Origin of the sequence: Burkholderia sp. CpTa8-5, assembly GCF_017815045.1 — a bacterium.
Taxonomy (GTDB): Bacteria; Pseudomonadota; Gammaproteobacteria; order Burkholderiales; family Burkholderiaceae; genus Burkholderia; species Burkholderia sola.
Genome location: NZ_JAGIQD010000003.1, coordinates 286,016 through 313,008, shown reverse-complemented (window position 1 = coordinate 313,008; position 26,993 = coordinate 286,016). Strand labels below are relative to the sequence as shown.

Here is a 26,993-nt window from a genome sequence, read left to right as displayed (position 1 = left end):
CCCGATGACCGCGCCGGCCCGAGCCGGCCGCTACGCCGAGCTCGATTTCTTCCGCGGCCTCGTGCTGCTCGTCATCGTCGTCGACCACATCGGCGGCAGCATCCTGTCGCGCGTGACGCTGCACGCGTACGCGCTGTGCGACGCGGCCGAGGTGTTCGTGTTCCTCGGCGGCTTCGCGACCGCCATTGCGTACAACTCGCTCGCCGAGCGGCATGACGAGGCCGCCGCACGCCAGCGTTTCATCCGGCGCGCGTTCGAGATCTACCGCGCGTTCCTCGTGACGGCCGGCCTGATGCTGCTGATCACCGCCGCGCTGAACGCGCTCGCGATCGACGGCCCGAACATGCCGACCAACGATCTCGACGGGCTGCTGCACAAGCCGCTCGCCGCGCTGCGCGACATCCTGCTGTTCCGCCGCCAGCCGTACCTCGCGTCGGTGCTGCCGATGTACGCGTTCTTCGCGCTGCTCGTCCCGCTCGCGCTGCCGCTCGCGCGCACGCAGCCCTGGCTGATGCTCGCGTTCAGCGGATCGCTGTGGTACGCGGCGCCGCACGTCGCACGCTTCTTGCCGACCGTCGAAGGCGCGCCGTGGGATTTCAACCCGTTCGCGTGGCAATTCCTGTTCGTGCTCGGCGTGATCGCGCGCTGCCAGCCCGTCTACCAGACCCTCGCGCCGAAGCCGCAGGGCTGGCTGCTGACGGCCGCGGCGCTCGCGATCGTCGCGGCCGGCGCGTACTACCGGCTGCGCATCGAGCCGTTCCCGACCGATCCGTCGATCAAGCAGAACCTCGGCGCGCTACGGCTCGTGAACTTCCTCGCGATCGCGTGGCTCGCCGCCAAGCTCGTGCACCTCGGCTGGATGAAGAAGGTCGCGCACGCGATGCCGTGGATCGGCACGATCGGCCGGCAGGGATTGCTGTGCTTCGTCGCGGGCACCGGCATCTCGCTCGCGGTCGATTCGCTGCTCTACCAGGCGACCGAAGGCTATCTCGACGTGCCGCTCGGCCTGACCGCCGACGTGGTCGCGATCGGACTGCTGTATCTGGTCGCCAAACTCTACGGGCCGCTCGTCGCGCGGCTGCCGTTCGGTTCGCGGCCATGACGCGCCGCGCCGTCATGCGCCGCTGCTACGATAGCCGGCGCCACTCCTGAAACGATTCGCCATGCGCCGACTCGCCCTTCCATTCGCCCTCGCCCTGATCGCCGGCGCGATCGCCACCGCCCACGCCACGCCACCGTCGCCCGCGCCTGCCGCTGCGCCGGCCATATCGCCCGCGCCGCCGGCCGTCCAGACCGCGACGACGCCATCGGCCGCGCAGGAGCCGCCCGCCAATCCGGGCAGCAGCGTCGTGCTGCGCACGTTCCGGTCGGCGTCGCTTAAGCGCGACTGGTCGTACACGGTCTACCTGCCGCCCGGCTACAACCCGGAAGGCGCGCGCTACCCGGTGATGTACCTGCTGCACGGCAACGCGGGCAACGCGAACGACTGGGTCACGCAAGGCCGGCTGCAGGCCACCGCCGACACGCTGATCGAGCGCCACGACATTCCGCCGGTCGTGATCGTGATGCCGCAGGGCGGCACCGACTGGTACGTCGACCGCAAGGAGAAGATGCAGAGCGCGTTCCTCAACGACCTGCTGCCCGAAGTCGAAGCGCACTTCGCGGTGTCGAACCAGCGCGCGGGCCGCGCGATCGGCGGCGTGTCGATGGGCGGCTTCGGCGCGCTGCGCTTCTCGCTGCTCGAACCGGGGCTGTTCTGCGGCGCGATGCTGCTGAGCCCCGCGATCTATGCGAACGAGCCGCCGCTCAATTCCGCCGCGCGCTACGTCGGCGTGTTCGGCGACCGGCAGTTCGATTCGCGCGTGTGGCACGAGCTGAACTACCCGGCACTGCTGCGCGGCTATTTCGCGCGCAACTGGCGCGTGCCGATGTTCATCGCGGCCGGCGACGACGACCTGACGATCCAGGCGGAATCGAGCGTGCTGTACACGCACCTGCGCCGCGCGCAGAACCCGGCCGAGCTGCGCATCGTCGACGGCGGGCATACGTGGGACGTCTGGCGCGGGTTGCTCGGGCAGGGGTTGAAGTATGCGCTGGAGTGCGTGAAGTGACGGCCGGCGGGCGTTGTCCCGCCGTGCCGCTCGCTCGGCTCCGCGTTCAGCGAAAACCACGGCATCCGATGCACTTGACGGCGTCGCCTGAATCCGTACCCGCCGCATTTCGTCTACATTGCCGAAGTGGCGATGACATCGTTCGTCGCCTGCCTCCCCTACTCGACCCGCAGGAAATCACGCCATGTCCGTCTCGAAGAAATTCGCCGCCGTCACGGGCGCCGGCTCCGGCATCGGTCGCGCCGCGGCCCTCGCACTCGCCCAGGCCGGCTTCACCGTCGCGCTGCTCGGGCGCACGGAGGCGTCGCTGCGCGACACGCAGCACGCGATCCGCGCCGCCGGCAGCGACGCCGACGTGTTTCCCGTCAACGTCACCGACGAGGCCTCGGTCGACCACGCGTTCGCACAGATCGCGCAACGGTTCGGCCGGCTCGATGTCCTGTTCAACAATGCCGGGCGCAACGCCCCGGTCGTGTCCCTCGACGAATACGAACTCGACGTGTGGAACAGCGTCGTCGCGACGAACCTGACCGGCGTCTTCCTGTGCGCGCGCGCCGCGTGGCGGCTGATGAAAACGCAAATGCCGCAGGGCGGCCGGATCATCAACAACGGCTCGATCTCGGCGCACGCACCGCGCCCCGATACGATCGCGTACACGGCCACCAAGCACGCGGTGACCGGTATCACGAAGTCGCTGGCGCTGGACGGCCGCCGGTACAACATCGCGTGCGGCCAGATCGATATCGGCAACGCCGCGACGTCGCTCACGGAACGGATGACGCAAGGCGTCCCGCAAGCGGACGGCAGCCTGGCGCCCGAGCCGCGGATGGACGTCGCGCATGTCGCGAACGCGGTCGTCCAGATGGCGAATCTGCCGCTCGACACCAACATCCTCAACATGACGATCATGGCGACTGCGATGCCGTTCGTCGGGCGCGGATAGCGCGCGCCGCGGCCCGTGCCGGGAGACGGCGTTCACGCACTGGCTGCTACCGAATCACTCCGTCGCAACGACGCCGCATGCAAGCACGTTCGCGACGCAGATTCAGTGCGGCAGGCTGATCGCTCGCCGCTCGTCCTCGAGCAGTTGCGTCAGCGAAGCGTGCAACCGTTCGAGGCTGCACGGCGGTAGTGCGAAGCTTGCCCAACCGAGCCCGCCATGACGCAGTAACAGCACCACGCCGCCCTGCACCGGATGGCGCTCGGCATACCAGCAGGGATCCATTTCCGTCACGAATTGCTGCCCGTGTGGCGGACGCTCCGGCACCGCCGGCTGCATCGACGCGCGCAGCAGACTCAAGTACTGGATGACTGCGTCCACGTCTTCCGGATCGAGCACGGCTGCGCCCCGTTCGATCGACATCAGCACCACGAGCTTGCCGCGCTCCTCGATCATCTTGATGCTCAACGGTTGTGTCATTTTTGTCGTCCTTGCCGGAATTACGCGATCCAATTATCGACCTCGGTACACGTGAACCGGCTGAAGATTCGTGAACTGCGCATGAATCTTTTTTTAGAAAGCGCTGGAAAAGTGCGCAGCTTCATCGGCTATGTGGTTGCCCACTATCGCACGCCCGACCGCACCGCCACGCATCTCGCCGCCGCCTGATTCCCCCGGCATCGCGCACGCCGTGGCACACATCCCGACGTCGAAGACGATCCGCGGCTCGCGGCCACCAGCCCGGTTAAGCCCACCCGTTCCTTAAAACTTGTTTCATCTTTTTTGCGACCGGCTGTTAGTGGCCGCTCCGCAGAATGCGCTCATCGGTTGCGCCTCGGGTTTTTCCCGACGACGCGCACATCCGGCTCTTCTTCACGACGATATTGAACGGAGCAGCACCTCATGCTGAAAATTGTCCGGCTCGCGCTCGCCCGGCCCTATACGTTCGTCGTACTGGCGCTGCTGATCCTGATCGCGGGCCCGCTCGCGGCGGTCCGAACGCCGATCGACATCTTCCCGGACATCCGCATCCCGGTGATCAGCGTCGTCTGGAACTACGCGGGCCTGCAGCCGGACGACATGTCCGGACGCGTGATCACGTACTACGAGCGCACGCTCGGCACGACGGTCAACGATGTCCAGCATATCGAGTCGCAATCGTTCCGCGGCTACGGCATCGTGAAGATCTTCTTCCAGCCGACGGTCGATATCCGCACGGCGACCGCGCAGGTCACGTCGATCTCGCAGACCGTGCTCAAGCAGATGCCGCCCGGCACCACGCCGCCGCAGATCCTCAACTACAACGCGTCGACCGTGCCCGTGCTGCAGATCGCGCTGACCAGCAACACGCTCGACGAACAGAAGCTCGGCGATTACGCGGTCAACTTCATTCGACCGCAGTTGCTGTCGGTGCCGGGCGTTGCGATTCCGACGCCGTACGGCGGCAAGACACGTGAAGTGCAGATCGATCTCGACCCGCAGGCGCTGCAGTCGAAAGGGCTGTCGGCGCAGGACGTCGCGCACGCGCTCGCGCAGCAGAACCAGATCATCCCGGCCGGCACGCAGAAGATCGGCCGCTTCGAATACAACATCAAGCTCAACAACAGCCCGCTCTCGCTCGACGCGCTGAACGACCTGCCGATCAAGTCGGTCGACGGCACGACGATTTATGTCCGTGACGTCGCGCACGTGCGCGACGGCTATCCGCCGCAGGGCAACATCGTGCGCGTGGACGGCCACCGCGCGGTGCTGATGAGCATCCTGAAGAACGGCTCGGCCTCGACGCTCGACATCATCGCCGGCGTGAAGGCGAAGCTGCCGCTGGTCGAACAGACGCTGCCGCCGGGCCTGAAGCTCGTCACGATGGGCGACCAGTCGACCTTCGTGAACGGCGCCGTCAGCGGCGTCGCGCGCGAAGGCATCATCGCCGCCGCGCTGACCTCGCTGATGATCCTGCTGTTCCTCGGCTCGTGGCGCTCGACGCTGATCATCGCCGCGTCGATCCCGCTGGCCGTGCTGTCGGCGATCGCGCTGCTCGCGGCCACCGGCGAAACGCTCAACGTGATGACGCTCGGCGGCCTCGCGCTCGCGGTCGGGATCCTGGTCGACGATGCGACCGTGACGATCGAGAACGTGAACTGGCACCTCGAACAGGGCAAGGACACGCGCACCGCGATCGTCGACGGCGCGAAACAGATCGTGATGCCGGCGCTCGTCTCGCTGCTGTGCATCTGCATCGTGTTCGTGCCGATGCTGATGCTCGACGGCATCTCGCGCTTCCTGTTCGTGCCGATGGCCAAGGCGGTGATCTTCTCGATGGCATCGTCGTTCGTGCTGTCGCGCACCTTCGTGCCGATGCTCGCGCAATACCTGCTCAAGCCGCACGCATCGGCCGGTCACGCGTCGGGCGAACTGGCCGCGGTCATGGATCCGCACGCGGGCCATGCCGGCGCGCACGACGTCCCGCCGTCGCGCAATCCGCTGGTGCGCTTCCAGCGTGCGTTCGAGCGCCGCTTCGAAGCCGTGCGCGCGTCGTACCGAATCCTGCTCGGCCTCGCGCTCACGCGCCGCAAGCCGTTCGTCGTCGCCTTCCTCGGCATCGTGGCCGCGTCCTTCCTGCTCGCCCCGTCGCTCGGCCGCAATTTCTTCCCGACCATCGATTCCGGCGAGATCGCGCTACATGTGCGTGCGCCGGTCGGCACACGTGTCGAGGAAACCGCCGCCGAGCTCGACCGCATCGAGAGCACGATTCGCGGCGTGATCCCGCCCGCGCAGTTGCGCACAGTGATCGACAACATCGGCTTGCCGAACAGCGGGATCAACCTGACCTACAACAACAGCGGCACGCTCGGGCCGCAGGACGGCGACATCCTGATCTCGCTGTCGCACGATCACGCGCCGACCGCCGACTACGTGCACACGCTGCGCGAACGCCTGCCGCGCGCCTATCCGGGCACCACGTTCTCGTTCCTGCCCGCCGACATCGTCAGCCAGATCCTCAACTTCGGCGCGCCGGCGCCGGTCGACCTGCAGGTGGCCGGCCCGAACCAGCAGGCCAATCTCGCTTATGCGCGCGAGCTGTACCGCAAGCTGCGGCTGGTCGCCGGCGTCGCCGATCCGCGCATCCAGCAGGCCAGCACCTATCCGCAGTTCACGGTGACGGTCGATCGCACGCGCGCCGACCAGCTCGGCATCACCGAGCAGGACGTGACGAACTCGGTGGTCGCGACGCTGGCCGGCACCAGCCAGGTCGACCCGACCTACTGGCTCAACCCGCACAACGGCGTGTCCTATCCGATCGTCGCGCAAACGCCGCAGTACAGGATGACCACGCTGTCGGCGCTGCGGAACCTGCCGGTCACCGGCGCGAACGGCCAGTCCCAGTTGCTGGGCGGCCTGGCCACGATCACGCGCGGCGTCGGCAACGCAGTGGTGTCGCACTACAACATCGAACCGCTGTTCGACATCTACGCGACCACCCAGGGGCGCGACCTCGGTGCGGTCGCGGCCGACATCGACGGCATCGTCAAAGCCACCGCGAAGGATCTGCCGAAGGGCTCGACCGTCACGCTGCGCGGCCAGGTGCAGACCATGAACGGCGCGTTCGCCGGCCTGCTGCTCGGCCTCGTGGGCGCGATCGTGCTGATCTACCTGCTGATCGTCGTGAACTTCCATTCGTGGGCCGACGCTTTCGTGATCGTCTCGGCGCTGCCGGCGGCGCTGGCCGGCATCGTCTGGATGCTGTTCACCACGCATACGCCGCTGTCGGTGCCGGCGCTGACCGGCGCGATCCTGTGCATGGGCGTGGCCACCGCCAACGCGATCCTCGTCGTCAGTTTCGCGCGCGAACGCCTGGCCGACACCGGCAACGCGCTGGCCGCCGCGCTCGAAGCCGGTTTCACGCGGTTCCGCCCGGTGCTGATGACCGCGCTCGCGATGATCATCGGCATGGCGCCGATGGCGCTCGGCCTCGGCGACGGCGGCGAGCAGAACGCACCGCTCGGCCGCGCGGTGATCGGCGGCCTTGCGTGCGCGACGATCGCGACGCTGTTCTTCGTTCCCGTCGTGTTCAGCCTCGTGCATCGGCGCGACGCGCTGAAGCACGACGCGCCCCGCGCTTCCTCCCTTTCCGCGTCCGGAGCCTCCCATGTCCACTGAGATCGATATCAAGTCGCCGAAACGGCTGCCCAACCTCAAGCTCGTCGCCACGCTCACCGCGCTGATCGCGGTCGGCATCGTGGCGACCGGCATCGTCGGCCGCGCGCACGCGAAACAGGAAATGACGACCTGGTCCGCCGAACAGGCGGTGCCGACCGTGGTCGCGTACACGCCGTCGGTCGGCGGCGACGGCGCGACGCTCGTGCTGCCCGGCCATCTGTCCGCATTCGAGAGCGCGCCGATCCACGCGCAGGTGTCGGGCTACCTGCATGCGTGGTACACCGATATCGGCGCGCACGTGAAGTCGGGGCAATTGCTCGGGCTGATCGATACGCCCGAACTCGACCAGCAATTGCAGCAGGCGCGTGCCGACCTGCAGAGCTCGCTCGCCAACGAGAAGCTGGCCGCGTCCACGGCCGCGCGCTGGACCAGAATGCTCGCGCAGGATTCGGTGTCGCAGCAGGAAACCGACGAGAAGACCAGCGACCTCGCGGCCAAGCAGGCGATCGTCGCCGCCAACGAAGCAAACGTGCGGCGCCTCGACGCGCTGGAGGCGTTCAAGCGCATCGTCGCGCCGTTCGACGGCGTCGTCACCGCGCGCAAGACCGACATCGGCCAGTTGATCTCGGCCGGCGGCGGCGCCGGCCCGGAGCTGTTTGCGGTGTCCGACGTCCACCGGATGCGCGTCTACGTGAGCGTGCCGCAGAACGAGGCCGCCGCGATCCGGCCCGGCATGACGGCCACGCTGACCGTGCCCGAGCATCCGGGCGAGACCTTCCGGGCGACGCTCGTCGATACCGACGACGCGATCGCCGATTCGACCGGCACGCTGCTCGTCCAGTTGATGGTCGACAACCGCGACGGCAAGCTGATCCCCGGCGAATACACCGAAGTGCATTTCGCGCTATCGGCCGGCAGCACCCACGTGCTGACGATTCCGGCCAGCTCATTGATCTTCCGGCAGGCCGGCCTGCAGGTCGCCGTGGTCGGCAAGGACGATCGCGCGGTACTCAAGCCCGTGACGATCGCGACCGATCTCGGCACGCACGTGCAGATCGCGACCGGCCTCGCGCCGGACGATCGCGTGATCGACAATCCGCCCGATTCGCTGGCCGACGGCGACCCGGTCAGGCTCGCGGCGCCGGCCCCCACCGTTGCGTCTGCCAAGCGCAACACGGAGCGTGCGCATGGCTAACCGGCTTCGGCTCTGCGCGATGCTCGCCGGCGTCGCGTTCCTCTGCGCGTGCTCGTTCGCGCCCGCCTATCACGCGCCGCAAACGGCGCTGCCGGCCAGCTTCAAGGAAGCGGGCGGCTGGCAGGCCGCGAAGCCGGCCGACCGCATCGCGCGCGACGGCTGGTGGACGGCGTTTCGCGACCCCGTGCTCGACCGGCTCGAGGCACGGGTGGCCGCGGCCAACCCCGACGTGGCCGCGGCCGTGGCGCGCCACGACGAAGCGGCCGCGCTGTTCGATCAGGCGCGCTCGGGGCTGTTCCCGACCATCGGCCTCGGCGCGCAGGTCTCGAGCAACCGCCAATCGGCCACGCGGCCGCTGCGCGGCTCGAACCAGCCGAACGTCTATGGCGACAACACCCTCGACGCCGGCTTCGACTACGACCTCGACTTGTGGGGGAAAGTCCGCAACGAAGTCGCGGCCGGGCGCGCCGACGCACAGGCCAGCGCCGACGATCTCGCGTCGGTCCAACTGAGCCTGCAGGCCAGCCTCGCCAGCGCGTACTTCAGCCTGCGCGGGCTCGATCAGCAGCAACGGTTGCTGGCCGACACGATCGACACCTACCGGCGCGCGCTGCGCCTGACGATGAGCCGGCACGCGGGCGGCATCGCGTCCGATCTCGACGTGTCGCGCGCGCAGACGCAGCTCGATTCGGCCCGCGCGTCGGCCGAGGACATACGGGCGCGGCGCGCGCTCGACGAGCACGCGATCGCGACGCTCACGGGCGTACCGGCGTCGTCGTTCTCGCTGACGCCGAACCTGAACGCGGCGTACCTGCCGACGATCCCGGCCGGCATTCCCGCGACGCTGCTGCAGCGGCGACCCGACGTCGCGGCCGCCGAGCGGCGCATGGCCGCCGCCAACGCGAAGATCGGCGTGGTGCGCGCGGCGTTCTTCCCCGACGTCACGCTCGGGCTGGTCGGCGGCTACCAAAGCTCGGGCCTCGGCCACTGGCTCCGCGCGCCGAACGAGATCTGGTCGATCGGGCCCAGCCTCGCGCTGACGCTGTTCGACGGCGGCCGGCGCCAGGCGCTCACCGACCAGGCGCGCGCGCAGTTGGCCGAGAACGGCGCGAAATACCGCGCGGTGGTGCTCGACGCGTGCCAGCAGGTGGAAGACAACCTCGCACTCACGCATCACCTCGGCGACGAAGCCGATCGCGAGCAGGAAGCACTCGAGGCGGCCGAACGCACGTTGCAGTTGTCGATGTCGCGCTATCGGGACGGCGTCGTCAGCTATCTCGATGTGGTAACCGCGCAGACCACCGAACTCAATACGAAGGTTGCGATGCTGGCGCTGGACACGCGCCGGCAACTGGCGGCGGTGGGGTTGATCGCCGCGCTGGGCGGCGGGTGGTCGACCGATGAAGCCGGATCCGGTACGCAAGCACCGGCCGCGACACCGGCCCGTGCAACGAACTGATTCCCTTGCGACACGGACGAGGCGTGTCGTATTTCAAGGCACCCGTCGCGATGACGGGTGCCGTTTTTTACGTCGGCCCGACCGCGCGAAACGCTTCACGGCATGCCGGTTTGATGTCGCCGCGACTGCGCGCCGATGCATGAATTTCTTTTCACGTTGCGTATGCCGATCCGCTAATGTCCGCCGCCTATGCTTGTCCTCAACCCGTGCGCGACACCGACACGCCGCGCCGGTGGATGAACCCGTTCAATCATCATGAGGACTCCCAACATGAAAACCGCCAACGTCATTGCCGCGACCCTGCTCGCCGCAATCGGCACGCTGTCCGTTCCCGCGTTTGCACTGACCGGCAGCCGGCCGGTGCAGATCTCCCCGGCCGCCACCAAGGACGGCGTGCCAGGCACTCAGGCTGCCGGCCAATGGGTGCCGCCTTACGGCCAGCCGATTCATGAAAAGACGCGCGCCGAGGTCCATGCCGAGCTCGTGCATGCCGAACAGGACGGACAACTCAAGTACCTGAACTCCACGCTCTATTCGCATTGATGCGCGCGACCGTGCGGCCGGGCGGGGTGCCCGGCCCACGCCGGCAGCGCCGCCAGCCGCCCACCGAATGGCTCAAACTTCATGAAACTTCGTCCGTTGCTCGCTCGTTCCGCCCGTATCGCACTCGTCGCGATGGCTGTCAGCGTCATGTTGTCCGGGTGCGCCTCCGCGCCGCCCGACGGCCCAGACGATTGTGTCGGGCCGCCCGACTTCTGCGTGCCGTTCTTCGGCTCGTAAACGAACATGACGGGCGCGCTGCCATCGGCAAGGCGCCCGTCATGTTCGTTGCTCCGCCGGATTCGCGCGTTCATGCGTCCGGCGGCGTCACCGGATAGCCGTAGCGGCTTGCGCTATCGATTCGAACGTCGGGCATCTCAGCCCTGGTGCGATTGCGTGCTCGATCTGTCCGCGCGATGCGACGCGAGATTGCGCTCGGCATCGATCGCACGATCTCCATGTTCGGCTTTTGCGTGCGCGAGCGTCACATCGGCAATCGCGAGCCCGGTTCCCTGCACCTTCGCGAACGCCGGCAGCGACGAACACGCCAGCGCGATCAGTCCAGCCGTCATGACGGTCGATTTCATTGCATTACCCCCAGTGCGCACCGCGCGGTGCGCGGCATCGAATGATCCATCGCTCGACGATACGCCGCTGCGCCTGACCATCCGGGAACACAGGCATGAAGGATTCTTTAACTTTCAGTGCATGCGGCAGCCCATGCATGACCGGATGCGGATTTTCCTAAAACATGTTTCATCCTCGCGCTGCTGTTTGGATAGTCCGCTGTCCCTAATCTTCGTCCCGCGGCCGACGCAGGCATCCTGCCGTACGGCCTCTATTCAACGCTATCCAGGAGCCGAAGATGAATCATCCCATCCGTTACCTCGTCTGCGCCGCCATGCTCGCATCGAGCGTCTCCGCGCATGCCGAGACGAAGCTCACGTCGGCGCAATGCCATGACTATCCGTTCGTGCACGCGAACGGCCCGATCTCCCACCGACAGCTCGTCAACGAACTGAACGAATTGGAATCCGTCGGCTACGACCCGTCGTCCGGAGACGAGAGCAGCTATCCCGACGATATCGATTCGGCGCAGGCGCGCCTGATGCAGAAGTACCGGCGCGATTGCGCCGGGGTAGCCAATACCGTCGCGTCGAGCGGTAACTGAATTGTCCGCATGGCAACCATTCTCCGAGTTTGCGCGCGAGCCTTGTGACCGCGCGCGTTTTCCTGTGAAGTTGATAACCGATACGCCCCATCGATGCTTCACGACCGGCTCGCCAGTATCGCCTTTCGTCCGTCGACGGACTCGTACGTCATGGCGTCGTCGATCAGATCGAAGCTGAATTCCTGACCGACGCGCGTCCTGAACACGGGATCGCCGATCACGCTCTCGAGCGCACTCAGCGCAGTCACCAACCTTTCATGCTCTCGCACCGTGCGGCTCTCGAAATTGCTGAAACGCTGCATCGACAGATCTTTCATCATGAAGAGCGGCGCCGACACGGGAAACGGAACGGGGCCAGCCATCGTGCCGTAGAAATATACGGACGAGCGCATCGGCAGACAGGTTGCCAGCTGGCCGGTCAGCGCACCGCCCACGCCATCGAATACGGCCGTCGTTCCAAGCTCCGATGACAGCTTTCCAAGTGTGTCGGTAAAGTCTTCATCGGCGCGCACGATATGCTCGACACCATCGCGGTGCAGAGCCTCCTGCGCAGCCTGGCTCCTCACCATGGAGATGACCGGCATATTTCTCTGACGAGCGAGGGCCGCGAGCGCCAGCCCGGTTGCCGAGTTCCCCGCCGTGGCGATCACGCCGCGATGCCCGGCCTCGGTAATCGTTTCGAGAAACGCATAGGCTGCGATCACGTTGACCAGCGACCCGCAATAGTCCCGTGCGCTGACGTGTTCGGGCAAGATCAGGCAACTCGTGTAAGGCACCTGCGCTTTTTCGCACCAAAACCCGAGGTTGTACGCGCTACGGTTCAGCGAGCGGTAGACAGCGACACGTCTTCCCATATAACGCTCTGGTACACCGGCACCCGTCGCCACTACCGTCCCGGCACCGGATGCGCCCCACACACCGTGCTGGCTCGCCGGCAGCGCTTTGCCATCGTCAGCACGCGCACGCAAAAATATCTTGTCGCCATGGTTGATTGCAGATGCCTCCATGTCGATCAGCACATGGCCTGCTTCCGGCCGGCTCGGCGGCCGGATATCACGAACTTCCAACGAGCGTTCAGCGGTAACGCAGATAGCTTTCATGACGCGTTTCTCCAGCGATAAACAGCGATGGCGGTAACTGCACAGGCGGTAACTTAAACAAGTAAGCCCGTTGCCGAAACGCAGCCTCCCGGCATACCATCGATTCCAATACAGAATGGATCGATACGAATACCCATGGATCGTCTGGATGCAATTCGCCTGTTTGTCCGACTAGTCGAATGCGGCAGTTTTTCCGCAGTAGGGCGAGAGGAAGGCATTGGACAACCAACCGTAAGCAAGCAGATTGCCGCGCTGGAGCAGTATCTCGGTGCTCAGCTGGTGTTGCGAACGTCGCGTCAGGTGGTGATCACCGCGGCGGGCCAGGCGTTCTATGAATCGGCCAAGCCCTTGATGGAGGGCTTCGATTCGCTGGAGTCGTCGGTCGGGACGCGACAGCAATCGCCGCAAGGCTTGGTGAGATTGACGACCGCGCCTGCCTACGGCCGCCTGTGCGTGACGCCGCTCCTTCCCGGGTTCTTTCGGCAATATCCGCACGTTGCGCTCGAATTATCCGTATCCGAACGACAGGTCGACCTGGTCGGGGAAGGCATGGATCTGGCAATCCGCCACGGGCCGCTGGTGGATTCCTCGCTGACAGCGAGAAAACTATCGGAAACGGAATCGCTGCTCGTGGCCAGTCCGGGCTATATCGCAGCGAAAGGCAGGCCTGCCCGGCTGGCCGATCTGGACGGACATACAGGCGTCGTCTTCGCTCGAAACCATGAGCGCCGCCCTTGGCGCTTCAAGGTCGGGCGAGAAACCGTCCATCGCGTTCCGCGCGGGGCTTTTTTGACCGGTGACGCAGAGCAGGTGCGCACCGCGGTACTGCACGGGCTCGGCATTGCCCAGGCGCCACGATGGCTCTTCGGAGCGGAAATCGATACCGGGCAAGTCGAAGTCCTCCTGCCCGAGTTTCAGCCGGAACGCATGGCAACCCATCTCGTCTATCCCGCCGGTCGACGCGTACCGACGCGAGTCCGGGTAGTGATCGATTACTTGATGTCGGCACTCGGAACCGCTTCTACCTGAACCGGGCCAGCCGATCGCGCGTAGCGGCTTGTCGCCATCCTACCTTTTCGAACTTCGATCCCAAGGCGGCTCGTTGCCGAACGCTGCAGTCAGGTAGTCGACGAACCGTCGAACCTTGAGCGGGATGCGCCGAGCACTCGGGTAGACCGCCTGTATCGTCAACTCGGTTGCTCGGTAGCTTGGCAGTAGCGCGACGAGCTCGCCACGTCGCACATGCTCCCCGAAGACGAAAGTCGGGCCGTACGCGACGCCGGCGCCCGCCAACGCGGCAGACAGAAGCATCTGGGTGTTGTTGGCAGCGATTCGACAGGGCCCTTCGATGACATGCGCGCGGTTTTTCGCATCGAATAATGTCCAATCCCCGGCCGAGACGGCCTCGCTGAAGACGAGCCGCTGTGCATGAACCAGATCACTCGGCTTACGCGGCATTCCATGCCGCTCGATGTACGCGGGCGACGCGCATATGACCATTCGACATGGCGCGATGCGACTTGTAACGAGCGCGCTGTCCTGCAGCTTCCCAATCCGGATGGCGACGTCGATGCCGTCCTCCAGGAGATCGACATAGCGGTCGCCGAGCAGCACTTCCACGTTGACCTGCGGGTGGTCCTCGAGATAGCGGGCCGTGACCTCGCCCAAGTGCATCGCACCGAACGTGACAGGCGCCGCAATGCGGAGAACGCCGCGCGCCGTGCGTTGCGAATCGTGCGCCTCCCGGTTGGCGTCTTCAAATGCTTCCAGAATTTGCTTGCTGCGAGCGTAGTACGTCTGGCCGATATCGGTCAGGCTCAAGCGCCGCGTGGTGCGTTGCAGAAGTCGCGCGTTCAGTTGGGCCTCGATCGCACTCACGTGTTTCCCGGCCATCGCCGGCGACAACCCGAAGCGCCGCGCGGCTGCAGCCAGACTGCCCTCTTCGACAGCAGCGACGAACACGCCAAGGCTGGTCAATCGGTCCATTTTCGCCCCCGCCTGATTCGATAACACCATTATCGACTGCCGCTATCCCGCGTGCAATTATCAAATTGCAGGCGCGACGCTACGATTCATCCATCCAACCGGGAAGAGGCAGCGCAAATGGAAATCGAAGCGAATGGCACGCGAATCCACGTGACCCAAGCCGGCCAAGGCGACCCGGCCCTGGTGTTCCTGCATTACTACGGCGGCTCGTCGCGGACATGGCAACGCGTGACGGACCTGTTATCGAGCCGATATCGCACCGTCGCCACTGACCATCGGGGCTGGGGCAAGTCCGATGCGCCGGCGGATGGCTACGGTATTGCCGATCTCGCTGCCGACGCCGAGGGCGTCATCGAGACACTGGGTTTGCAACGCTACGTACTCGTCGGTCATTCGATGGGTGGCAAGGTCGCGCAGTTCATCGCGTCGCGACGGCCGAACGGGCTTCAAGGCCTTGTGCTGGTCGCGCCATCGCCACCATCGCCGATGCTGCTTTCCGCGGAAGAACGTGCGACGCTGACGGGCGCCTATCAATCGCGCGAGTCGGTCGAATTCGTTATCGACCACGTACTTACCGCCAAACCGCTCGACACCGCCTGCCGCGAAATGGTCATCGAGGATAGCCTGAAGGCTGCGCCGCAGGCTAAAGCTGCCTGGCCGGAGGTGGCGATGCGCGAAGATATCAGTGCGGCGGTAACTTCGATCGACGTACCGACGATCGTCCTCTCCGGGGAACTGGACCAGGTGGATCGCGTGGTCACATTGCGAACGGAACTGCTGCCGCGTATTCGGCAAGCGACCATGCATATTCTTCCTGGCGTCGGCCACTTGGCGCCGCTAGAGGCGCCGACCGAAGTTGCGCGACTCATCGAAGACTTCGTTGCTGCGGCAAAACCTGAATGGCGTGCCGCACCCACCGCACAATGAGCACCCGACGCCCACGGCGCGCATACTCACTCTTCGTGCGGAATTCCGTCGATCGGACATTCCGGCGTGCCGGGTGTTGCGCGCGTGAGCGCTTCGACACGGCGACGCGTGGCGTCGGGATCCGCAATCCAGTCGCGATAGAAGCCGAACGGACATTCGGCGACGCCATTCGCGCCATCGCCGGAATGGATCGTGCCGGTATAACCGCGATGCAGCAGCTTGTACAGATGGTTCTGCGACTGCATGTTGCGCCGCGCGTCGCGAATCATGCCCAGCGACAGCTCCGCATACTGCACGCCCATTTCCTCCTCGCCGCATTCGCCGAGCGTGCGCCCGTCAAACCCGACGATCGCCGAATGGCCGAAGTACGAATACACGCCGTCCCACCCCGTGGCGTTGGCCACGGCCACGTAGGTGTTGTTCATCCACGCCATCGCCTTCGCGACCATCACCTGCTGCTCTTTCGCCGGATACATATAGCCCTGGCAGCGCACGATCAGCTCCGCGCCATTCATCGCGCAGTCGCGCCAGATCTCCGGATAATTGCCGTCATCGCAGATGATCAGGCTGATCTTGAGGCCCTTCGGCCCATCCGTCACATAGGTGCGGTCGCCCGGATACCAGCCTTCGATCGGCGTCCACGGCATGATCTTCCGATACTTCTGCACGATCTCGCCGCGATTGTCGATCAGCACGAGCGTGTTGTACGGCACCTTGCGCGGATGTTCCTCGTGGCGCTCGCCCGTGATCGAGAACACGCCCCACACGTTGGCCTTGCGGCACGCCGCCGCGAAAATATCCGTCTCTTCGCCGGGAATCGCGGACGCCGTATCGAACATCTCCTGGCGGTCGTACATGATGCCGTGCGTGGAATACTCGGGAAACACCACGAGATCCATGCCCGGCAAACCCTGCTTCATGCCGACCACCATGTCGGCGATACGCCGCGCGTTGTCGAGCACCTCCGCCTTCGTGTGCAGACGCGGCATCTTGTAGTTGACCACCGCGACGCCCACACAGTCGCGGCTACTCGAAATATCACCCTGTCGCATGACGCTTCCTCCTCTAACACGTACACGTTGACGCCGCGCGCGACGGCCGCTGCTTCCGCGCATCGGCTCGCGCGCGGCACACCTTAGTGGCTGATCATCCACGGCCGTCCCGCCGGCCGCTTGAGGCCGTCCGACGCCGTGCCTGCGAGTTTCGACGCGCCGCCCGAGCAGCAACTGCAACCGGCGCGATGGCGTAGTGGCGGCCCGTCGCCGGACTGACGCGGCGCGTGCGCGGCACGTTCGTTGGTCGTGTGTGCGGCGCGGCGCGTACCTCCCATCAACGCCAGTGATGGCGCGCTGATGACGCGCCCGCCTTCGGCGCCGCAATCGGGACAGCGGCACGGTTTCTCGCGATCCGCGATGCGACGCATGACGGAGAAGGGCCCGCAGCTCGCGCATTCGAAGTCGTAGATTGGCATGACGGCCTCCTATTCCTGCGTCATTTCAGTGTGTCGGTCACGCGTTCGCGAGATCCGGCGAACACGGCAGATCGACGCCGCCCTGGATGTGCCGGATCGGGCCGTCGGCATTCGGGCGAATGTCGAAGTCGAAGATCTGCGTGGGCAGCCACAAGGTCGCACACGCGTTCGGAATATCCACCACGCCGCTGATGTGCCCCTGCACCGGCGCACAGCCGAGCAGCGAATAGGCTTGCGCGCCCGAATAGCCGAATTTCTTCAGGTACTCGATCGCGTTCAGGCACGCCTGGCGATACGCGGTGGTGACATCGAGATAATGCTGGCCACCCTGCTCGTCGACGGAAATGCCCTCGAAAATGAGGTAATCGTTATAGGTCGGCGTGATCGGGCTGGGCTGAAAGACGGGGTTGCGAATCCCGTATTTCGCCATGCCGCCCTTGATGAGATTCACGCGCATATGCACCCAGCCGGCCATTTCGATCGCGCCGCAGAACGTGATCTCGCCGTCGCCCTGGCTGAAGTGCAGGTCGCCGACCGACAGGCCCGCGCCATCCACGTAGACAGGGAAAAACACCTTCGAGCCGCGCGACAGATCCTTGATGTCGCAATTGCCGCCGTGCTCGCGCGGGGGCACCGTGCGCGCGCCCTGCGCGGCGGCCCGGTCGCGCGCGTCGCCCGCGAGCTTGCCCATGTGCGCGGTGGCCGCGAACGGCGGATTCGCGAGCGGCGGCACACGATCGGGCGCGGTGGCGATCAGGCCGGTTTCGCGCGCGTTCCAGGTCTCGAGCAGTGCCGGGTCGGGCAGGCAGCCGATCAGGCCCGGGTGAATCAGGCCCGCGAAATTCACGCCCGGAATATGGCGCGAACTCGTGTACACCCCGTGAAAATCCCAGATCGATTTCTGCGCGCTGGGGAAATGATCGGTGAGAAAGCCGCCGCCGTTGGTCTTCGAAAAGAAGCCATTGAAGCCCCACTGACTATCGGCCTTCGCGCCGATGTCGAGCAGGTCGACCACCAGCAGGTCGCCGGGCTCCGCGCCATGCACGCCGACCGGGCCGGACAGAAAGTGCACGATCGACAGGTCGATGTCGCGCACGTCGTCGGCGCTGTCGTCGTTCTTGATGAAGCCGCCGGTCCAGTCGTAGGTTTCGAGGATGAAATCGTCGCCGGGCTTGACCCAGCAGGCCATCGGAATATCGGGGTGCCAGCGGTTGTGCACCTGTTCGTTTTCGTAAGCCGACTGGTTCAGATCGACCTTGATGAGAGTCTCGGGCATGGCGTTCGCTCCTGGGTTCGCGGATTGACATACGGCGCGGCGCGCGAACGCCGCGCCGCGCTCAGACGGACAGATATTCGCGGATGCGGTCGGTGTCGCCCGCATCGCGCGTGCTTTGGTGCACGAAGCGCCCGCCCTCGATCACGAACAGGCGGTCGGCCACGTCGAGCGCGAAGCTCAACACCTGCTCCGACACGACGATGGCGATATGGCGGCTCGTGCGAATCTGGTTGAGCGCCTTGGCGATGTCCTTGATGACGGACGGCTGGATGCCTTCGGTCGGCTCGTCCAGCAACAGCACTTTCGGGTCGGTCGCGAGCGCGCGCGCAATCGCGAGTTGCTGTTGCTGGCCGCCCGACAGATTGCCGCCCTTGCGCTTTCTCATGTCGAACAGCACGGGAAACAACGCGTAAAGTTCGTCGGGCACGCGCTGGCTCTGCGCGTTTTCGAGGCCCGTCTGGATGTTTTCCTCGACGGTCAGCGACGCGAAGATCTGCCGCCCTTGCGGCACGTAGCCGATGCCTTTCGACACGCGGCGGTAGCTCTCGTCCTTCGAGACGTCGGCGCCGGCCACGCGCACGGTGCCGCGATTGGCGGGCAGCATGCCGATCAGCGCCTTGAACAGCGTCGTCTTGCCCATGCCGTTGCGGCCCATCACGGCCACGCTTTCGCCTTGCGCAACGGCAAAGCCGATGCCATGCAGCACCTCGCTCTGACCGTAGCTGACGACGAGATCGTCGACTTCCAGCATGATGTGTTCTCCGTGTTGTCGTTCGGTTGCCGGCTCAGTGGCCCAGGTACACGTCGATCACGCGCGGATCGGCCTGCACCTGCGCCATTGGTCCTTCCGCGAGAATCTTCCCCTGATGCATGACCGTGACCTTGTGCGCGATGCGCTCCACGAAGGCCATGTCGTGCTCGATCACGATCATCGAGCGGTTGCGGCAAATGCGGTCGAGCAGATCGGCGGTCAGTTCGCGCTCGCGCACGCTCATGCCCGCAATCGGCTCGTCGAGCATCAGTAGTTCGGGGTCCTGCATCAGCAGCATGCCGATTTCGAGCCACTGCTTCTGGCCGTGCGACAGCAGCCCCGCTTCCAGATCGAGCGTGCCGGCGAGGCCGATTTCATCGGCCACGTCGCGCACGCGATCGGCCACGTCGGCGTCCTCGCGATACGCGAGCGCGCCGAACACGCTGCGTCCGCGCGGAAACGACACTTCGAGGTTCTGCGCCACGCTCAGGTTTTCGTAAATCGACGGCGTCTGGAACTTGCGGCCGATCCCTTTACGCACGCGGCGGAATTCCGCGAGATGCGTGATTTCCTCGTTGCGGAACTTGATGCTGCCCGCCGTTTCCTTCGTCTTGCCGCAGATGAGATCGAGCAGCGTGGTCTTGCCTGCGCCGTTCGGGCCGATCACGACGCGCAGCTCGCCGCGTTCGAGATAGAGATTGAGCGAATCGATCGCCTTGAAGCCGTCGAACGACACGGTCAGGTCTTCGATCGCGAGCAGAAAGTCGGTATTGCTCATGCGTCATGCCTCCTCGTTCGCCGCGCCGAGCAGCCGCCGCACGCGCGGGCGCACATGCTCGTCGTACAGACCCGCCAGCCCGTTCGGAAACACCATCACCACGCCGATGAACATCGCCGCCATCAGATAGAGCCAGAGGTTCGGAAAACTCTCCGAAAACCAGCTCTTGCCGAGATTGACGAGAATCGCGCCGTATACCGCGCCGACCAGCGACATGCGCCCGCCGACGGCCGCGTAGATCACCATTTCGATCGACGGCACGATGCCGACGAACGACGGCGACATGAAGCCCACCTGCAGCGTGAACATCGCACCGCCGATGGCCGCGAGCATCGCCGCGAAACAGAACGCGAACACCTTGAACATGGCGACGTCGTAGCCCGAGAAGCGCACGCGGTCTTCCTTGTCGCGCATCGCGAGCAGCAACGTGCCGAGCTTGCTGCGCTGAACCCAGCGGCACGCGAGCAGCGCGCCGATCAGCAACGCGGCGTTCGCGAAATACAGCACAAGCTTCGCGTGATCCGTGCGGATGTCCCAGCCGAGCAGCGTGCGCAGGTCGGTGATGCCGTTCACGCCGCCCGTATAGCCCTGCTGGCCGATGATCAGCACCGACAGAATCAGCGCGACCGCCTGCGTGATGATCGCGAAGTACACGCCGCCCACGCGCCGCTTGAACATCGCGTAGCCGATCACGAACGCGAGCGCCGTCGGCACGACGAGCACCGCGAGGATCGAGAACGGCAACGAGTGAAACGGCTTCCACCACGTGGGCAGTGCGGTGAGCTGGTTCCAGTCCATGAAGTCGGGAATGCCGGGCGTCGTCTGCGTGTGCGTGGCGGCCGGATCGGATGCCTCGAGCTTGAGAAACATCGCCATCGCGTAGCCGCCGAGGCCGAAGAACACGCCCTGGCCGAGACTGAGCACGCCGCCGTAGCCCCACGCGATCACGAGGCCGATCGCCACGAACGCGTAGGTCAGGTACTTGCCCATCAGGTTCAGGCGGAACGTGTCGAGCGCGAGCGGAAACACGACCACAATCAGCAGCGCGAGCAACACGATGCCCGCGTAGCCCGACGCATCGAGTCGCGCCACGCGCACGCGCCAGCCGGCCGGCGGCGCGCCCGGGCCGGATCGCGGGGATACGCCGCTCGCCGCGGATTGGATGGGTTCCATGTCCCTCTCTCCAGTCGAATGAAGCTGTCAATGACGCTTGTGCATGAACGCACGCTCAAACTCGCCGCACCTTCGACGCAAACAGGCCTTGCGGACGCAGCATCAGAATCACGACGACGGTCAGCAGCGTGAGCACGCGCGCAATCGAGCCCGACAGAAAGAACTCGCTGATCGACTGCATCTGCGCGATGCCGAACGCCGACGCCACGGTACCGAGCAGGCTCGCCGCGCCGCCGAACGTCACGACGAGAAACGAATCGACGATATACAGCGAGCCGCTCGTCGGTCCCGTCGAGCCGATCGCCGTGAAGGCCGCGCCGGCCACGCCCGCGATCCCGCAGCCGATCGCGAACGTCATGCGGTCGGTGCGCCGCGTGTTGATGCCCGCCGCGTTCGCCATCGGCCGGTTCGCGACCGTGGCGCGCACGCGCAAGCCCCAGCGCGACCGATAGAGCGCGAGCAGCAGGCCGCCCGTCATCAGCAGCGCGAGGCCCATCACGAACATGCCGCTCACCGGAATGTCGAGGCCGGGCGTGGGCTCCCACGAACCCATCAGCCAGTCGGGCAGCGCCGGACTCACCTCCTTCGGCCCGAAGGTCGAGCGGAACACCTGCTGCATGCCGAGGCTCAGGCCCCAGGTGGCGAGCAGCGTGTCGAGCGGCCGCTTGTACAGATGGCGGATCAGCGCCCATTCGGCGAGCCAGCCGGCCGCGAAGGCCAGCGCGAACGCCGCGAGAATCGCGAAGAAGAAATACACGGGCGTGAGCGCGTGCCAGACGTTCTGCGAAAACCACGAAAACAGGTAGACCGTATACGCGCCGATCGTCATGAATTCGCCGTGCGCCATGTTGATCACGCCCATCTGGCCGAAGATCACGGCGAGCCCGAGCCCCATCAGGAGCAGGACGCTGAAGAGGCTCAGACCGGCGAAGCCCTGCATCAGCGTGATGTTGAAAATATCGGTAGCGGACATCGAACGCTCCTCGCGCGGCGGCGTCATCGGCCGCCGCGCCGCTGCGGTTGACGGATTACATGTAGCCCTTCGGGAACGGATTCGGCTGGATCGGTTGCTCCGACTGCGCGACGACCTTGAACTGGCCGTCCGCCTGGCCCTGCCCGATCAGCGAGCGGCTCCACAGGTGATGGTTCGCATCGACCTTCGCATAGCCTTGCGGCGCGTTCGCCACTTCGATGCCGGCCGAATGCGCGACCGCCTTGTCCACGTCGAAACTGCCCGCGCGCTCGCACGCGGCCTTCCAGATCCACGGGCCGAGATAGGCGGCCTGCGTCACGTCGCCGATCACCGACTTCTGGCCGTAGCGCGCCTTGAATGCCGCGACGAACTTCTTGTTGTTGTCGTTATCGAGCGACTGGAAGTACTTCATCGACGAATAGAAGCCCGCGAAGTTGTCGCCGCCGATGCCGAGCACTTCGTCCTCGGTCACCGACAGCGTCAGCAGAAACTGCTTCTGCGGCGTGATGCCCGCGGCCTTGAGCTGCTTGTAGAACGCCACGTTCGATCCGCCCACCACAGTCGCGAAGATGCAGTCCGGGCGCGCGAGCTTGATCTTGTTCATCAGCGACGCGAACTCGGTCGTGCCGAGCGGGTAGTACTCCTCCCCCACCACCTTCGCATGCAGATGCTGTTCGATATGGCGCCGCGCGATCTTGTTCGACGTGCGCGGCCAGATGTAGTCGGAACCGATCAGGAAGAAGGTCTTGGCCTTCTTCGTGTTCGACGCCCAGTCGAGCGCCCAGACAATCTGCTGGGTCGCTTCCTGGCCCGTGTAGAACACGTTCTTCGACTGTTCGAGGCCTTCGTAGAAGGTCGGGTAATACAGCAGGCCGTTGTCCTTCTCGAACACCGGCAGCACAGCCTTGCGCGAGGCCGAAGTCCAGCAGCCGAACACGGCCGCGACGTGGTCGTTCTCCAGCAGCTTCTTCGACTTTTCGGCGAAGGTCGGCCAGTCGGACGCGCCGTCTTCCTGAATGATCCGCACCTTGCGGCCGAGCACGCCGCCCATCGCGTTGATCTGCTCGATCGCGAGGCGCTCGGCCTGGATCGAGCCGGTTTCGGAAATCGCCATCGTGCCCGTGGCCGAGTGGAGCTGGCCGACCGTCACGGTCGTATCCGTGACCGCGAGGCCCGTGGTGTTGACCTTCGCCGTGGGCGGCGTTTGCGCCAACGCGCCGCGCGGCAGGCCCAACGCCATCAGCGGCGCGGCGGCGAGACCGCCGAGCATTTTCCGGCGCAGCGGCGAAGGCATCCGGGCTTCGTCATCGAGTCGATCGTCTGCGGACATCACGTTCTCCTTATCGGGCGCCCGGCGCGGATCGCTGCGGGCTGGGTCGAGGTTGGACGCAATGTAGAAAGCCAATTTGACGATCGAAATACGTCAATCGACGTATTTCCGGCGCGCGTACTGGAATGTAATTTGCATTGCAGGGCGATCCTGGGCGCCGTGGTCCGCCGTTGTGCCGTTCACGCCCCGCTCGTGCCGCTTTCGCACCAATTCGGATCATCTTCATGTCCCAGAGTCACCCATCAATGGGCGCGCCCGGTACCCAACGCATCGTCAAGGTGCGCCGCGACTACAACGCGTGGGTCGGCGACGAAACCCTCGAGGACTACGCGCTGCGCTTCACGCCGCGCTCATTCCGGCGCTGGTCGGAGCTGCGCGTGGCCAATACGGCGATCGGCGCGGTGTCGTTTCTGGTGCTGGAGGCGATCGGCGGCAGTCTCGTCGTGAACTACGGCTTCACGAACGCGTTCTGGGCCATCGCGGCCGTCTCCGTGCTGATCTGGCTGACCAGTTTACCCATCAGCTATTACGCGGCGCGCTACGGCGTCGACATGGACCTGCTCACGCGCGGCGCGGGCTTCGGCTATATCGGCTCGACGGTCACGTCGCTGCTGTACGCGGTGTTCACGTTCATTTTTTTCGCGCTCGAAGCGGCCATCATGTCGCTGGCGCTCCAGCTGTATTTTCATATTTCGCTGGCGATCGCCTACGTCGTGAGTTCGCTCGTGGTGATTCCGATCGTCATGTTCGGCATCACGCTGATCAACCGCCTGCAAAGCTGGACGCAGCCGCTGTGGCTCGTGTTGTTCGTACTGCCCTACGCCGCCGTGCTGTGGCGCCATCCCGACCTCATCGCGCAATGGACCACCTTCGCGGGCTTCGCGCCGCAAGGCCGCGCGTTCAGCCTGATCGCCTTCGGTCAGGCGTCGACGGTCGTGTTCGCGCTGATCGTGCAAGTGGGTGAACAGGTCGACTATCTGCGGTTCCTGCCGCCGCTCACCGCGAAGAACCGCACGCGCTGGTGGTTCGCGCTGCTCTCGACGGGGCCTGGCTGGATCGTGCCCGGCGCGCTCAAGATGCTGGGCGGCGCCCTGCTCGCCTTCATCGCGCTCCAGTATGAAGTCGATGCCAGCCACGCCACCGAGCCGACGCAGATGTACCTCGTCGCCTATCATCTGCTGCTCGATCCGCTGGGGCTCGCGAGCTGGGCGCTGCCCGCGATGACGCTGTTCGTGATCGTCTCGCAGTTGAAGATCAACGTGACCAACGCCTATGCGGGCTCGCTCGCGTGGTCCAATTTTTTCGCGCGGCTCACGCACAGCCATCCGGGCCGCGTGGTGTGGCTCGTGTTCAACGTCATGATCGCGTTGCTGCTCGTGGAAATGGGCGTGTTCGATGCGATCGCCAAGGTGCTGTCGCTCTACGCGAACATCGCGATCGCGTGGATCGGCGCGTTGTTCGCCGATCTCGTCATCAACAAGCCGCTCGGCTACAGCCCGCGACATATCGAGTTCAAGCGCGCGCACCTCTACGATGTGAACCCCGTGGGCGTCGGCGCGATGCTGATCGCGGCCGCCGTCGCGATGCTGGCGCATAGCGGCCTGTTCGGCGCGCTCGCCCAGGCGATGTCGTCGTTCATCGCGTTCGGCGCGGCGTTCGCGTGCGCGCCCGTGCTCGCGGTACTGACACGCGGTCGCTATTACATTGCCCGCGCCGCGCAACCGACCGGCGACGCCACCTCGCTGCGCTGCGCGATCTGCGAAAACACCTTCGAACCCGACGATACGGCGTACTGCCCGGCCTATGGCGGCACGATTTGCTCGCTGTGCTGCTCGCTCGACTCGCGCTGCCACGACCGCTGCAAGCCGCACGCGCGCTTCGCGTCGCAGGCCGGCCGCGCGCTGCATCGCGTGCTGCCCGGTGCGCGACTCGGCCCCGCCGCGCTACGCCTGATCCACTATGCGAGCCTCGTGTGCGCGATGCTCGCGGTGCTGGGGAGCGTGCTCTATCTGATCTGGTCGCAGAGCGCGACGTCGATGAGCGCCGCCGGACCGTCGATCGGCCATGCGCTCTCGGGCAGTTTTCTGAATATCTTTCTCGCGCTCTCGCTGGTGGGCTGCATCGCGGCCTGGTGGTTCGTGCTCGAGCGCGAAAACCGTCGTGTCACGCAGGAAGAATCGCAGCGGCAAAACGAATTGCTGATGCTGGAAATCGACGCGCATCAGAAAACCGACGCGGCGCTCAAGCGCGCGACCGCCGCCGCGGAATCGGCCAATCAGGCCAAGAGCCGTTACGTGTCCGGCTTGAGCCACGAGTTGCGCACGCCGCTGAACAGCATTCTCGGCTACACGCAGTTGCTGCTGCAGGCGAAGGAAGAACTCACGCCCACGCGCTACAACGCCGTGCGCACGATCCATCGCAGCGGCGAGCATTTGCTCGCGCTCGTCGACGGTCTGCTCGACATCGCGCGCATCGAGGCGGGCAAGCTTCAGTTGAACATCGCCAAGGTATCGCTCGCCGATTTCGTCGCGCATCTGACGTCGATGCTCCGTCCGCAGGCGCTCGAAAAGGCGCTCGCCTTCGATGTGCAGACGGCCGGCCGGCTGCCCGCCACCGTGCGCACCGACCAGAAGTGCATGAGCCAGATCCTCACGAACCTGATCGGCAATGCGATCCGCTTCACGTCGAGCGGCACGATCACGCTGCGCGTGAGTCACGGGCTCGATACGCTCAAGTTCGAGGTGATCGATACCGGCCCCGGCATCCCGCCCGCCGAAATGGAGCGCCTGTTCCTGCCGTTCGAACGCGGCGAAGCGGCCCATGCGTACGATCACGGCGCCGGCCTCGGACTCACGATCTGCCGCCTGCTCACGCACGCGCTCGGCGGCAGCCTCGAAGTGGACAGCGAAGTCGGCCACGGCACGCGCTTCGTGGTACGCCTGTTCGCCCCGGCCGTCGACGCGGCGGCCGAAACCCCGACCGAACTCGCGTCGATTCGCGGCTATACGGGTGCGCGCCGCACCATTCTCGTGGTCGACGACCTCGACGACCAGCGCGATATCGTCGTGCAATTGCTGACGCCGCTCGGCTTCGACGTCGCCGAAGCGGCCAGCGGCACCGATGCGCTGCGCTGGCTGGCGATGCACACGGCGGACGCGATCGTCATGGACATTTCGATGCCGTTGATGGACGGCTACGAAACCAGCCGCCTGATCTCCGAGAATCAGTTGTCGAGCGCACCCATCGTGCTGCTCTCCGCCAACGCGTTCGCCGACGACCGCGATCGCGCGAGCGCGACCGGATGCAAGGGTTATCTGGTGAAACCGCTGCAGGTGAATCTGCTGCTCGACAAGCTTGCGCAACTGCTTGCACTCGACTGGATCGCGTCCGATACCGGCGCGAGCGCGCCGGTCGCGACAGCGCCGCCCACGCCCGCCGTGTGGCCGCGCGGGCTCGTCGAGCATCTGCATGCGCATCTCGAAGTCGGCTACGTACAGGGCGTGATCGAACAGCTCGACGCCGCCCGTGAGGCCTGGCCCGCGTTGCGGGATCAAATCGACGCGTTGCGCTCGTTGGCGGAACGTTTTCAGCTAAGGGAACTCGAGCATGAACTTGACCGACTCGCGCGCGGCGCGGACGCATGACGCGCACACC

At 65.5% G+C, this 26,993-nt stretch carries 25 protein-coding genes; 12 read left to right on the top strand and 13 right to left on the bottom strand.

The window, feature by feature from the left end; genetic code table 11:
- Positions 1-4: 4 nt before the first annotated feature.
- The 3 genes from J8I35_RS07620 to J8I35_RS07610 all read left to right on the top strand — a co-directional run bounded on the left by J8I35_RS07620 (position 5) and on the right by J8I35_RS07610 (position 3,054).
- Positions 5-1,102, top strand: coding sequence for an OpgC domain-containing protein (locus tag J8I35_RS07620; protein WP_124639135.1), 1,098 nt, complete (start codon positions 5-7; stop codon positions 1,100-1,102).
- A gap of 61 nt (positions 1,103-1,163) precedes the next feature.
- On the top strand, positions 1,164-2,111 hold the full coding sequence (locus tag J8I35_RS07615; protein ID WP_209924901.1) for an alpha/beta hydrolase-fold protein: 948 nt from the start codon (positions 1,164-1,166) through the stop codon (positions 2,109-2,111).
- A gap of 184 nt (positions 2,112-2,295) precedes the next feature.
- A complete protein-coding gene (locus tag J8I35_RS07610; protein ID WP_209924900.1) occupies positions 2,296-3,054 on the top strand; it encodes an SDR family oxidoreductase in 759 nt (252 codons plus the stop codon).
- 102 nt (positions 3,055-3,156) lie between these two features.
- On the opposite strand, the gene J8I35_RS07605 is transcribed toward J8I35_RS07610, so the two are convergent.
- Entirely contained in the window at positions 3,157-3,531 is a 375-nt protein-coding gene (locus J8I35_RS07605; RefSeq protein WP_050012847.1) for a hypothetical protein, read from the bottom strand.
- Positions 3,532-3,582: 51 nt separating this feature from the next.
- Here J8I35_RS07605 and J8I35_RS07600 point away from each other — a divergent pair, with 51 nt between their 5' ends.
- From J8I35_RS07600 to J8I35_RS07580, 5 genes are all read left to right on the top strand, one after another.
- Positions 3,583-3,720, top strand: a complete 138-nt coding sequence (locus J8I35_RS07600) for a hypothetical protein (protein ID WP_185625016.1) — start codon at positions 3,583-3,585, stop codon at positions 3,718-3,720.
- 234 nt (positions 3,721-3,954) lie between these two features.
- The gene (locus J8I35_RS07595; RefSeq protein ID WP_209924899.1) at positions 3,955-7,209 is read left to right on the top strand and encodes an efflux RND transporter permease subunit; all 3,255 of its coding nucleotides are present in this window, start codon (positions 3,955-3,957) and stop codon (positions 7,207-7,209) included.
- Positions 7,199-8,404 carry an efflux RND transporter periplasmic adaptor subunit gene (locus J8I35_RS07590; RefSeq protein WP_209924898.1) on the top strand — a complete coding sequence of 402 codons (1,206 nt, stop codon included), beginning with the start codon at positions 7,199-7,201 and terminating at the stop codon, positions 8,402-8,404. The genes J8I35_RS07595 and J8I35_RS07590 overlap by 11 nt, the downstream gene beginning before the upstream one ends.
- Entirely contained in the window at positions 8,397-9,863 is a 1,467-nt protein-coding gene (locus J8I35_RS07585; RefSeq protein WP_209924897.1) for an efflux transporter outer membrane subunit, read from the top strand. Before J8I35_RS07590 ends, J8I35_RS07585 begins: the two co-directional genes overlap by 8 nt.
- Before the next feature lie 270 nt (positions 9,864-10,133).
- On the top strand, positions 10,134-10,406 hold the full coding sequence (locus J8I35_RS07580) for a DUF4148 domain-containing protein (RefSeq protein WP_204384308.1): 273 nt from the start codon (positions 10,134-10,136) through the stop codon (positions 10,404-10,406).
- Here the strand turns inward: J8I35_RS07580 and J8I35_RS07575 are convergent.
- Both J8I35_RS07575 and J8I35_RS07570 read right to left on the bottom strand, forming a co-directional pair.
- Positions 10,394-10,717 (bottom strand): hypothetical protein, encoded by a 324-nt coding sequence (locus tag J8I35_RS07575; protein ID WP_209924896.1) that lies wholly within the window; start codon positions 10,715-10,717, stop codon positions 10,394-10,396. The genes J8I35_RS07580 and J8I35_RS07575 overlap by 13 nt on opposite strands.
- 63 nt (positions 10,718-10,780) lie before the next feature.
- Entirely contained in the window at positions 10,781-10,975 is a 195-nt protein-coding gene (locus J8I35_RS07570; RefSeq protein WP_245170146.1) for a hypothetical protein, read from the bottom strand.
- 293 nt (positions 10,976-11,268) lie between these two features.
- Here J8I35_RS07570 and J8I35_RS07565 point away from each other — a divergent pair, with 293 nt between their 5' ends.
- Complete coding sequence (locus J8I35_RS07565; RefSeq protein ID WP_089489465.1) at positions 11,269-11,574, top strand: DUF4148 domain-containing protein; 306 nt, start codon at positions 11,269-11,271, stop codon at positions 11,572-11,574.
- 98 nt (positions 11,575-11,672) lie between these two features.
- Here J8I35_RS07565 and J8I35_RS07560 read toward each other — a convergent pair whose 3' ends face one another.
- Positions 11,673-12,674 carry a zinc-binding dehydrogenase gene (locus J8I35_RS07560; RefSeq protein WP_209924895.1) on the bottom strand — a complete coding sequence of 334 codons (1,002 nt, stop codon included), beginning with the start codon at positions 12,672-12,674 and terminating at the stop codon, positions 11,673-11,675.
- A 135-nt stretch (positions 12,675-12,809) separates the two neighbouring features.
- Here J8I35_RS07560 and J8I35_RS07555 point away from each other — a divergent pair, with 135 nt between their 5' ends.
- Positions 12,810-13,703 carry a LysR family transcriptional regulator gene (locus J8I35_RS07555; RefSeq protein WP_209924894.1) on the top strand — a complete coding sequence of 298 codons (894 nt, stop codon included), beginning with the start codon at positions 12,810-12,812 and terminating at the stop codon, positions 13,701-13,703.
- A 39-nt stretch (positions 13,704-13,742) separates the two neighbouring features.
- Here J8I35_RS07555 and J8I35_RS07550 read toward each other — a convergent pair whose 3' ends face one another.
- Positions 13,743-14,660, bottom strand: a complete 918-nt coding sequence (locus tag J8I35_RS07550) for a LysR family transcriptional regulator (RefSeq protein ID WP_209924893.1) — start codon at positions 14,658-14,660, stop codon at positions 13,743-13,745.
- Positions 14,661-14,777: 117 nt separating this feature from the next.
- Here J8I35_RS07550 and J8I35_RS07545 point away from each other — a divergent pair, with 117 nt between their 5' ends.
- On the top strand, positions 14,778-15,587 hold the full coding sequence (locus J8I35_RS07545) for an alpha/beta hydrolase (protein WP_089489468.1): 810 nt from the start codon (positions 14,778-14,780) through the stop codon (positions 15,585-15,587).
- Between the two features lie 26 nt (positions 15,588-15,613).
- On the opposite strand, the gene J8I35_RS07540 is transcribed toward J8I35_RS07545, so the two are convergent.
- From J8I35_RS07540 to urtA, 8 genes are all read right to left on the bottom strand, one after another.
- Positions 15,614-16,639 (bottom strand): aliphatic amidase, encoded by a 1,026-nt coding sequence (locus tag J8I35_RS07540; RefSeq protein WP_050012858.1) that lies wholly within the window; start codon positions 16,637-16,639, stop codon positions 15,614-15,616.
- A gap of 83 nt (positions 16,640-16,722) precedes the next feature.
- The gene (locus J8I35_RS07535; RefSeq protein WP_050012859.1) at positions 16,723-17,058 is read right to left on the bottom strand and encodes a zinc ribbon domain-containing protein; all 336 of its coding nucleotides are present in this window, start codon (positions 17,056-17,058) and stop codon (positions 16,723-16,725) included.
- Positions 17,059-17,095: 37 nt separating this feature from the next.
- The gene (fmdA, locus tag J8I35_RS07530; RefSeq protein ID WP_050012860.1) at positions 17,096-18,334 is read right to left on the bottom strand and encodes a formamidase; all 1,239 of its coding nucleotides are present in this window, start codon (positions 18,332-18,334) and stop codon (positions 17,096-17,098) included.
- A 61-nt stretch (positions 18,335-18,395) separates the two neighbouring features.
- Positions 18,396-19,085, bottom strand: coding sequence for an urea ABC transporter ATP-binding subunit UrtE (gene urtE / locus J8I35_RS07525; RefSeq protein ID WP_050012861.1), 690 nt, complete (start codon positions 19,083-19,085; stop codon positions 18,396-18,398).
- A gap of 34 nt (positions 19,086-19,119) precedes the next feature.
- Entirely contained in the window at positions 19,120-19,863 is a 744-nt protein-coding gene (urtD, locus tag J8I35_RS07520; protein WP_050012862.1) for an urea ABC transporter ATP-binding protein UrtD, read from the bottom strand.
- A 3-nt stretch (positions 19,864-19,866) separates the two neighbouring features.
- The gene (urtC, locus tag J8I35_RS07515) at positions 19,867-21,036 is read right to left on the bottom strand and encodes an urea ABC transporter permease subunit UrtC (RefSeq protein WP_124554992.1); all 1,170 of its coding nucleotides are present in this window, start codon (positions 21,034-21,036) and stop codon (positions 19,867-19,869) included.
- Positions 21,037-21,091: 55 nt separating this feature from the next.
- The gene (gene urtB, locus J8I35_RS07510; protein WP_011875582.1) at positions 21,092-22,009 is read right to left on the bottom strand and encodes an urea ABC transporter permease subunit UrtB; all 918 of its coding nucleotides are present in this window, start codon (positions 22,007-22,009) and stop codon (positions 21,092-21,094) included.
- A 55-nt stretch (positions 22,010-22,064) separates the two neighbouring features.
- A complete protein-coding gene (gene urtA / locus J8I35_RS07505) occupies positions 22,065-23,339 on the bottom strand; it encodes an urea ABC transporter substrate-binding protein (protein WP_209924892.1) in 1,275 nt (424 codons plus the stop codon).
- Positions 23,340-23,563: 224 nt separating this feature from the next.
- Between urtA and J8I35_RS07500 the strand changes: the two genes are divergently transcribed.
- Positions 23,564-26,983 carry an ATP-binding protein gene (locus tag J8I35_RS07500; RefSeq protein ID WP_209924891.1) on the top strand — a complete coding sequence of 1,140 codons (3,420 nt, stop codon included), beginning with the start codon at positions 23,564-23,566 and terminating at the stop codon, positions 26,981-26,983.
- Positions 26,984-26,993 lie beyond the last annotated feature (10 nt).

Excerpts from the sequence above, each read along its gene's own strand:
- J8I35_RS07555 (WP_209924894.1), top strand. The coding sequence starts at position 12,810 with ATGGATCGTCTGGATGCAATTCGCCTGTTTGTCCGACTAGTCGAATGC.
- J8I35_RS07550 (WP_209924893.1), bottom strand. The coding sequence starts at position 14,660 with ATGGACCGATTGACCAGCCTTGGCGTGTTCGTCGCTGCTGTCGAAGAG.
- J8I35_RS07575 (WP_209924896.1), bottom strand. The coding sequence starts at position 10,717 with ATGAACGCGCGAATCCGGCGGAGCAACGAACATGACGGGCGCCTTGCC.
- urtA (WP_209924892.1), bottom strand. The coding sequence starts at position 23,339 with ATGTCCGCAGACGATCGACTCGATGACGAAGCCCGGATGCCTTCGCCG.
- J8I35_RS07540 (WP_050012858.1), bottom strand. The coding sequence starts at position 16,639 with ATGCGACAGGGTGATATTTCGAGTAGCCGCGACTGTGTGGGCGTCGCG.
- J8I35_RS07605 (WP_050012847.1), bottom strand. The coding sequence starts at position 3,531 with ATGACACAACCGTTGAGCATCAAGATGATCGAGGAGCGCGGCAAGCTC.
- urtD (WP_050012862.1), bottom strand. The coding sequence starts at position 19,863 with ATGAGCAATACCGACTTTCTGCTCGCGATCGAAGACCTGACCGTGTCG.
- fmdA (WP_050012860.1), bottom strand. The coding sequence starts at position 18,334 with ATGCCCGAGACTCTCATCAAGGTCGATCTGAACCAGTCGGCTTACGAA.
- J8I35_RS07610 (WP_209924900.1), top strand. The coding sequence starts at position 2,296 with ATGTCCGTCTCGAAGAAATTCGCCGCCGTCACGGGCGCCGGCTCCGGC.
- J8I35_RS07560 (WP_209924895.1), bottom strand. The coding sequence starts at position 12,674 with ATGAAAGCTATCTGCGTTACCGCTGAACGCTCGTTGGAAGTTCGTGAT.
- J8I35_RS07615 (WP_209924901.1), top strand. The coding sequence starts at position 1,164 with ATGCGCCGACTCGCCCTTCCATTCGCCCTCGCCCTGATCGCCGGCGCG.
- J8I35_RS07545 (WP_089489468.1), top strand. The coding sequence starts at position 14,778 with ATGGAAATCGAAGCGAATGGCACGCGAATCCACGTGACCCAAGCCGGC.
- urtC (WP_124554992.1), bottom strand. The coding sequence starts at position 21,036 with ATGGAACCCATCCAATCCGCGGCGAGCGGCGTATCCCCGCGATCCGGC.
- J8I35_RS07570 (WP_245170146.1), bottom strand. The coding sequence starts at position 10,975 with ATGACGGCTGGACTGATCGCGCTGGCGTGTTCGTCGCTGCCGGCGTTC.
- urtE (WP_050012861.1), bottom strand. The coding sequence starts at position 19,085 with ATGCTGGAAGTCGACGATCTCGTCGTCAGCTACGGTCAGAGCGAGGTG.
- J8I35_RS07595 (WP_209924899.1), top strand. The coding sequence starts at position 3,955 with ATGCTGAAAATTGTCCGGCTCGCGCTCGCCCGGCCCTATACGTTCGTC.
- urtB (WP_011875582.1), bottom strand. The coding sequence starts at position 22,009 with ATGTCCGCTACCGATATTTTCAACATCACGCTGATGCAGGGCTTCGCC.
- J8I35_RS07535 (WP_050012859.1), bottom strand. The coding sequence starts at position 17,058 with ATGCCAATCTACGACTTCGAATGCGCGAGCTGCGGGCCCTTCTCCGTC.
- J8I35_RS07500 (WP_209924891.1), top strand. The coding sequence starts at position 23,564 with ATGTCCCAGAGTCACCCATCAATGGGCGCGCCCGGTACCCAACGCATC.
- J8I35_RS07620 (WP_124639135.1), top strand. The coding sequence starts at position 5 with ATGACCGCGCCGGCCCGAGCCGGCCGCTACGCCGAGCTCGATTTCTTC.
- J8I35_RS07590 (WP_209924898.1), top strand. The coding sequence starts at position 7,199 with ATGTCCACTGAGATCGATATCAAGTCGCCGAAACGGCTGCCCAACCTC.
- J8I35_RS07565 (WP_089489465.1), top strand. The coding sequence starts at position 11,269 with ATGAATCATCCCATCCGTTACCTCGTCTGCGCCGCCATGCTCGCATCG.
- J8I35_RS07580 (WP_204384308.1), top strand. The coding sequence starts at position 10,134 with ATGAAAACCGCCAACGTCATTGCCGCGACCCTGCTCGCCGCAATCGGC.
- J8I35_RS07585 (WP_209924897.1), top strand. The coding sequence starts at position 8,397 with ATGGCTAACCGGCTTCGGCTCTGCGCGATGCTCGCCGGCGTCGCGTTC.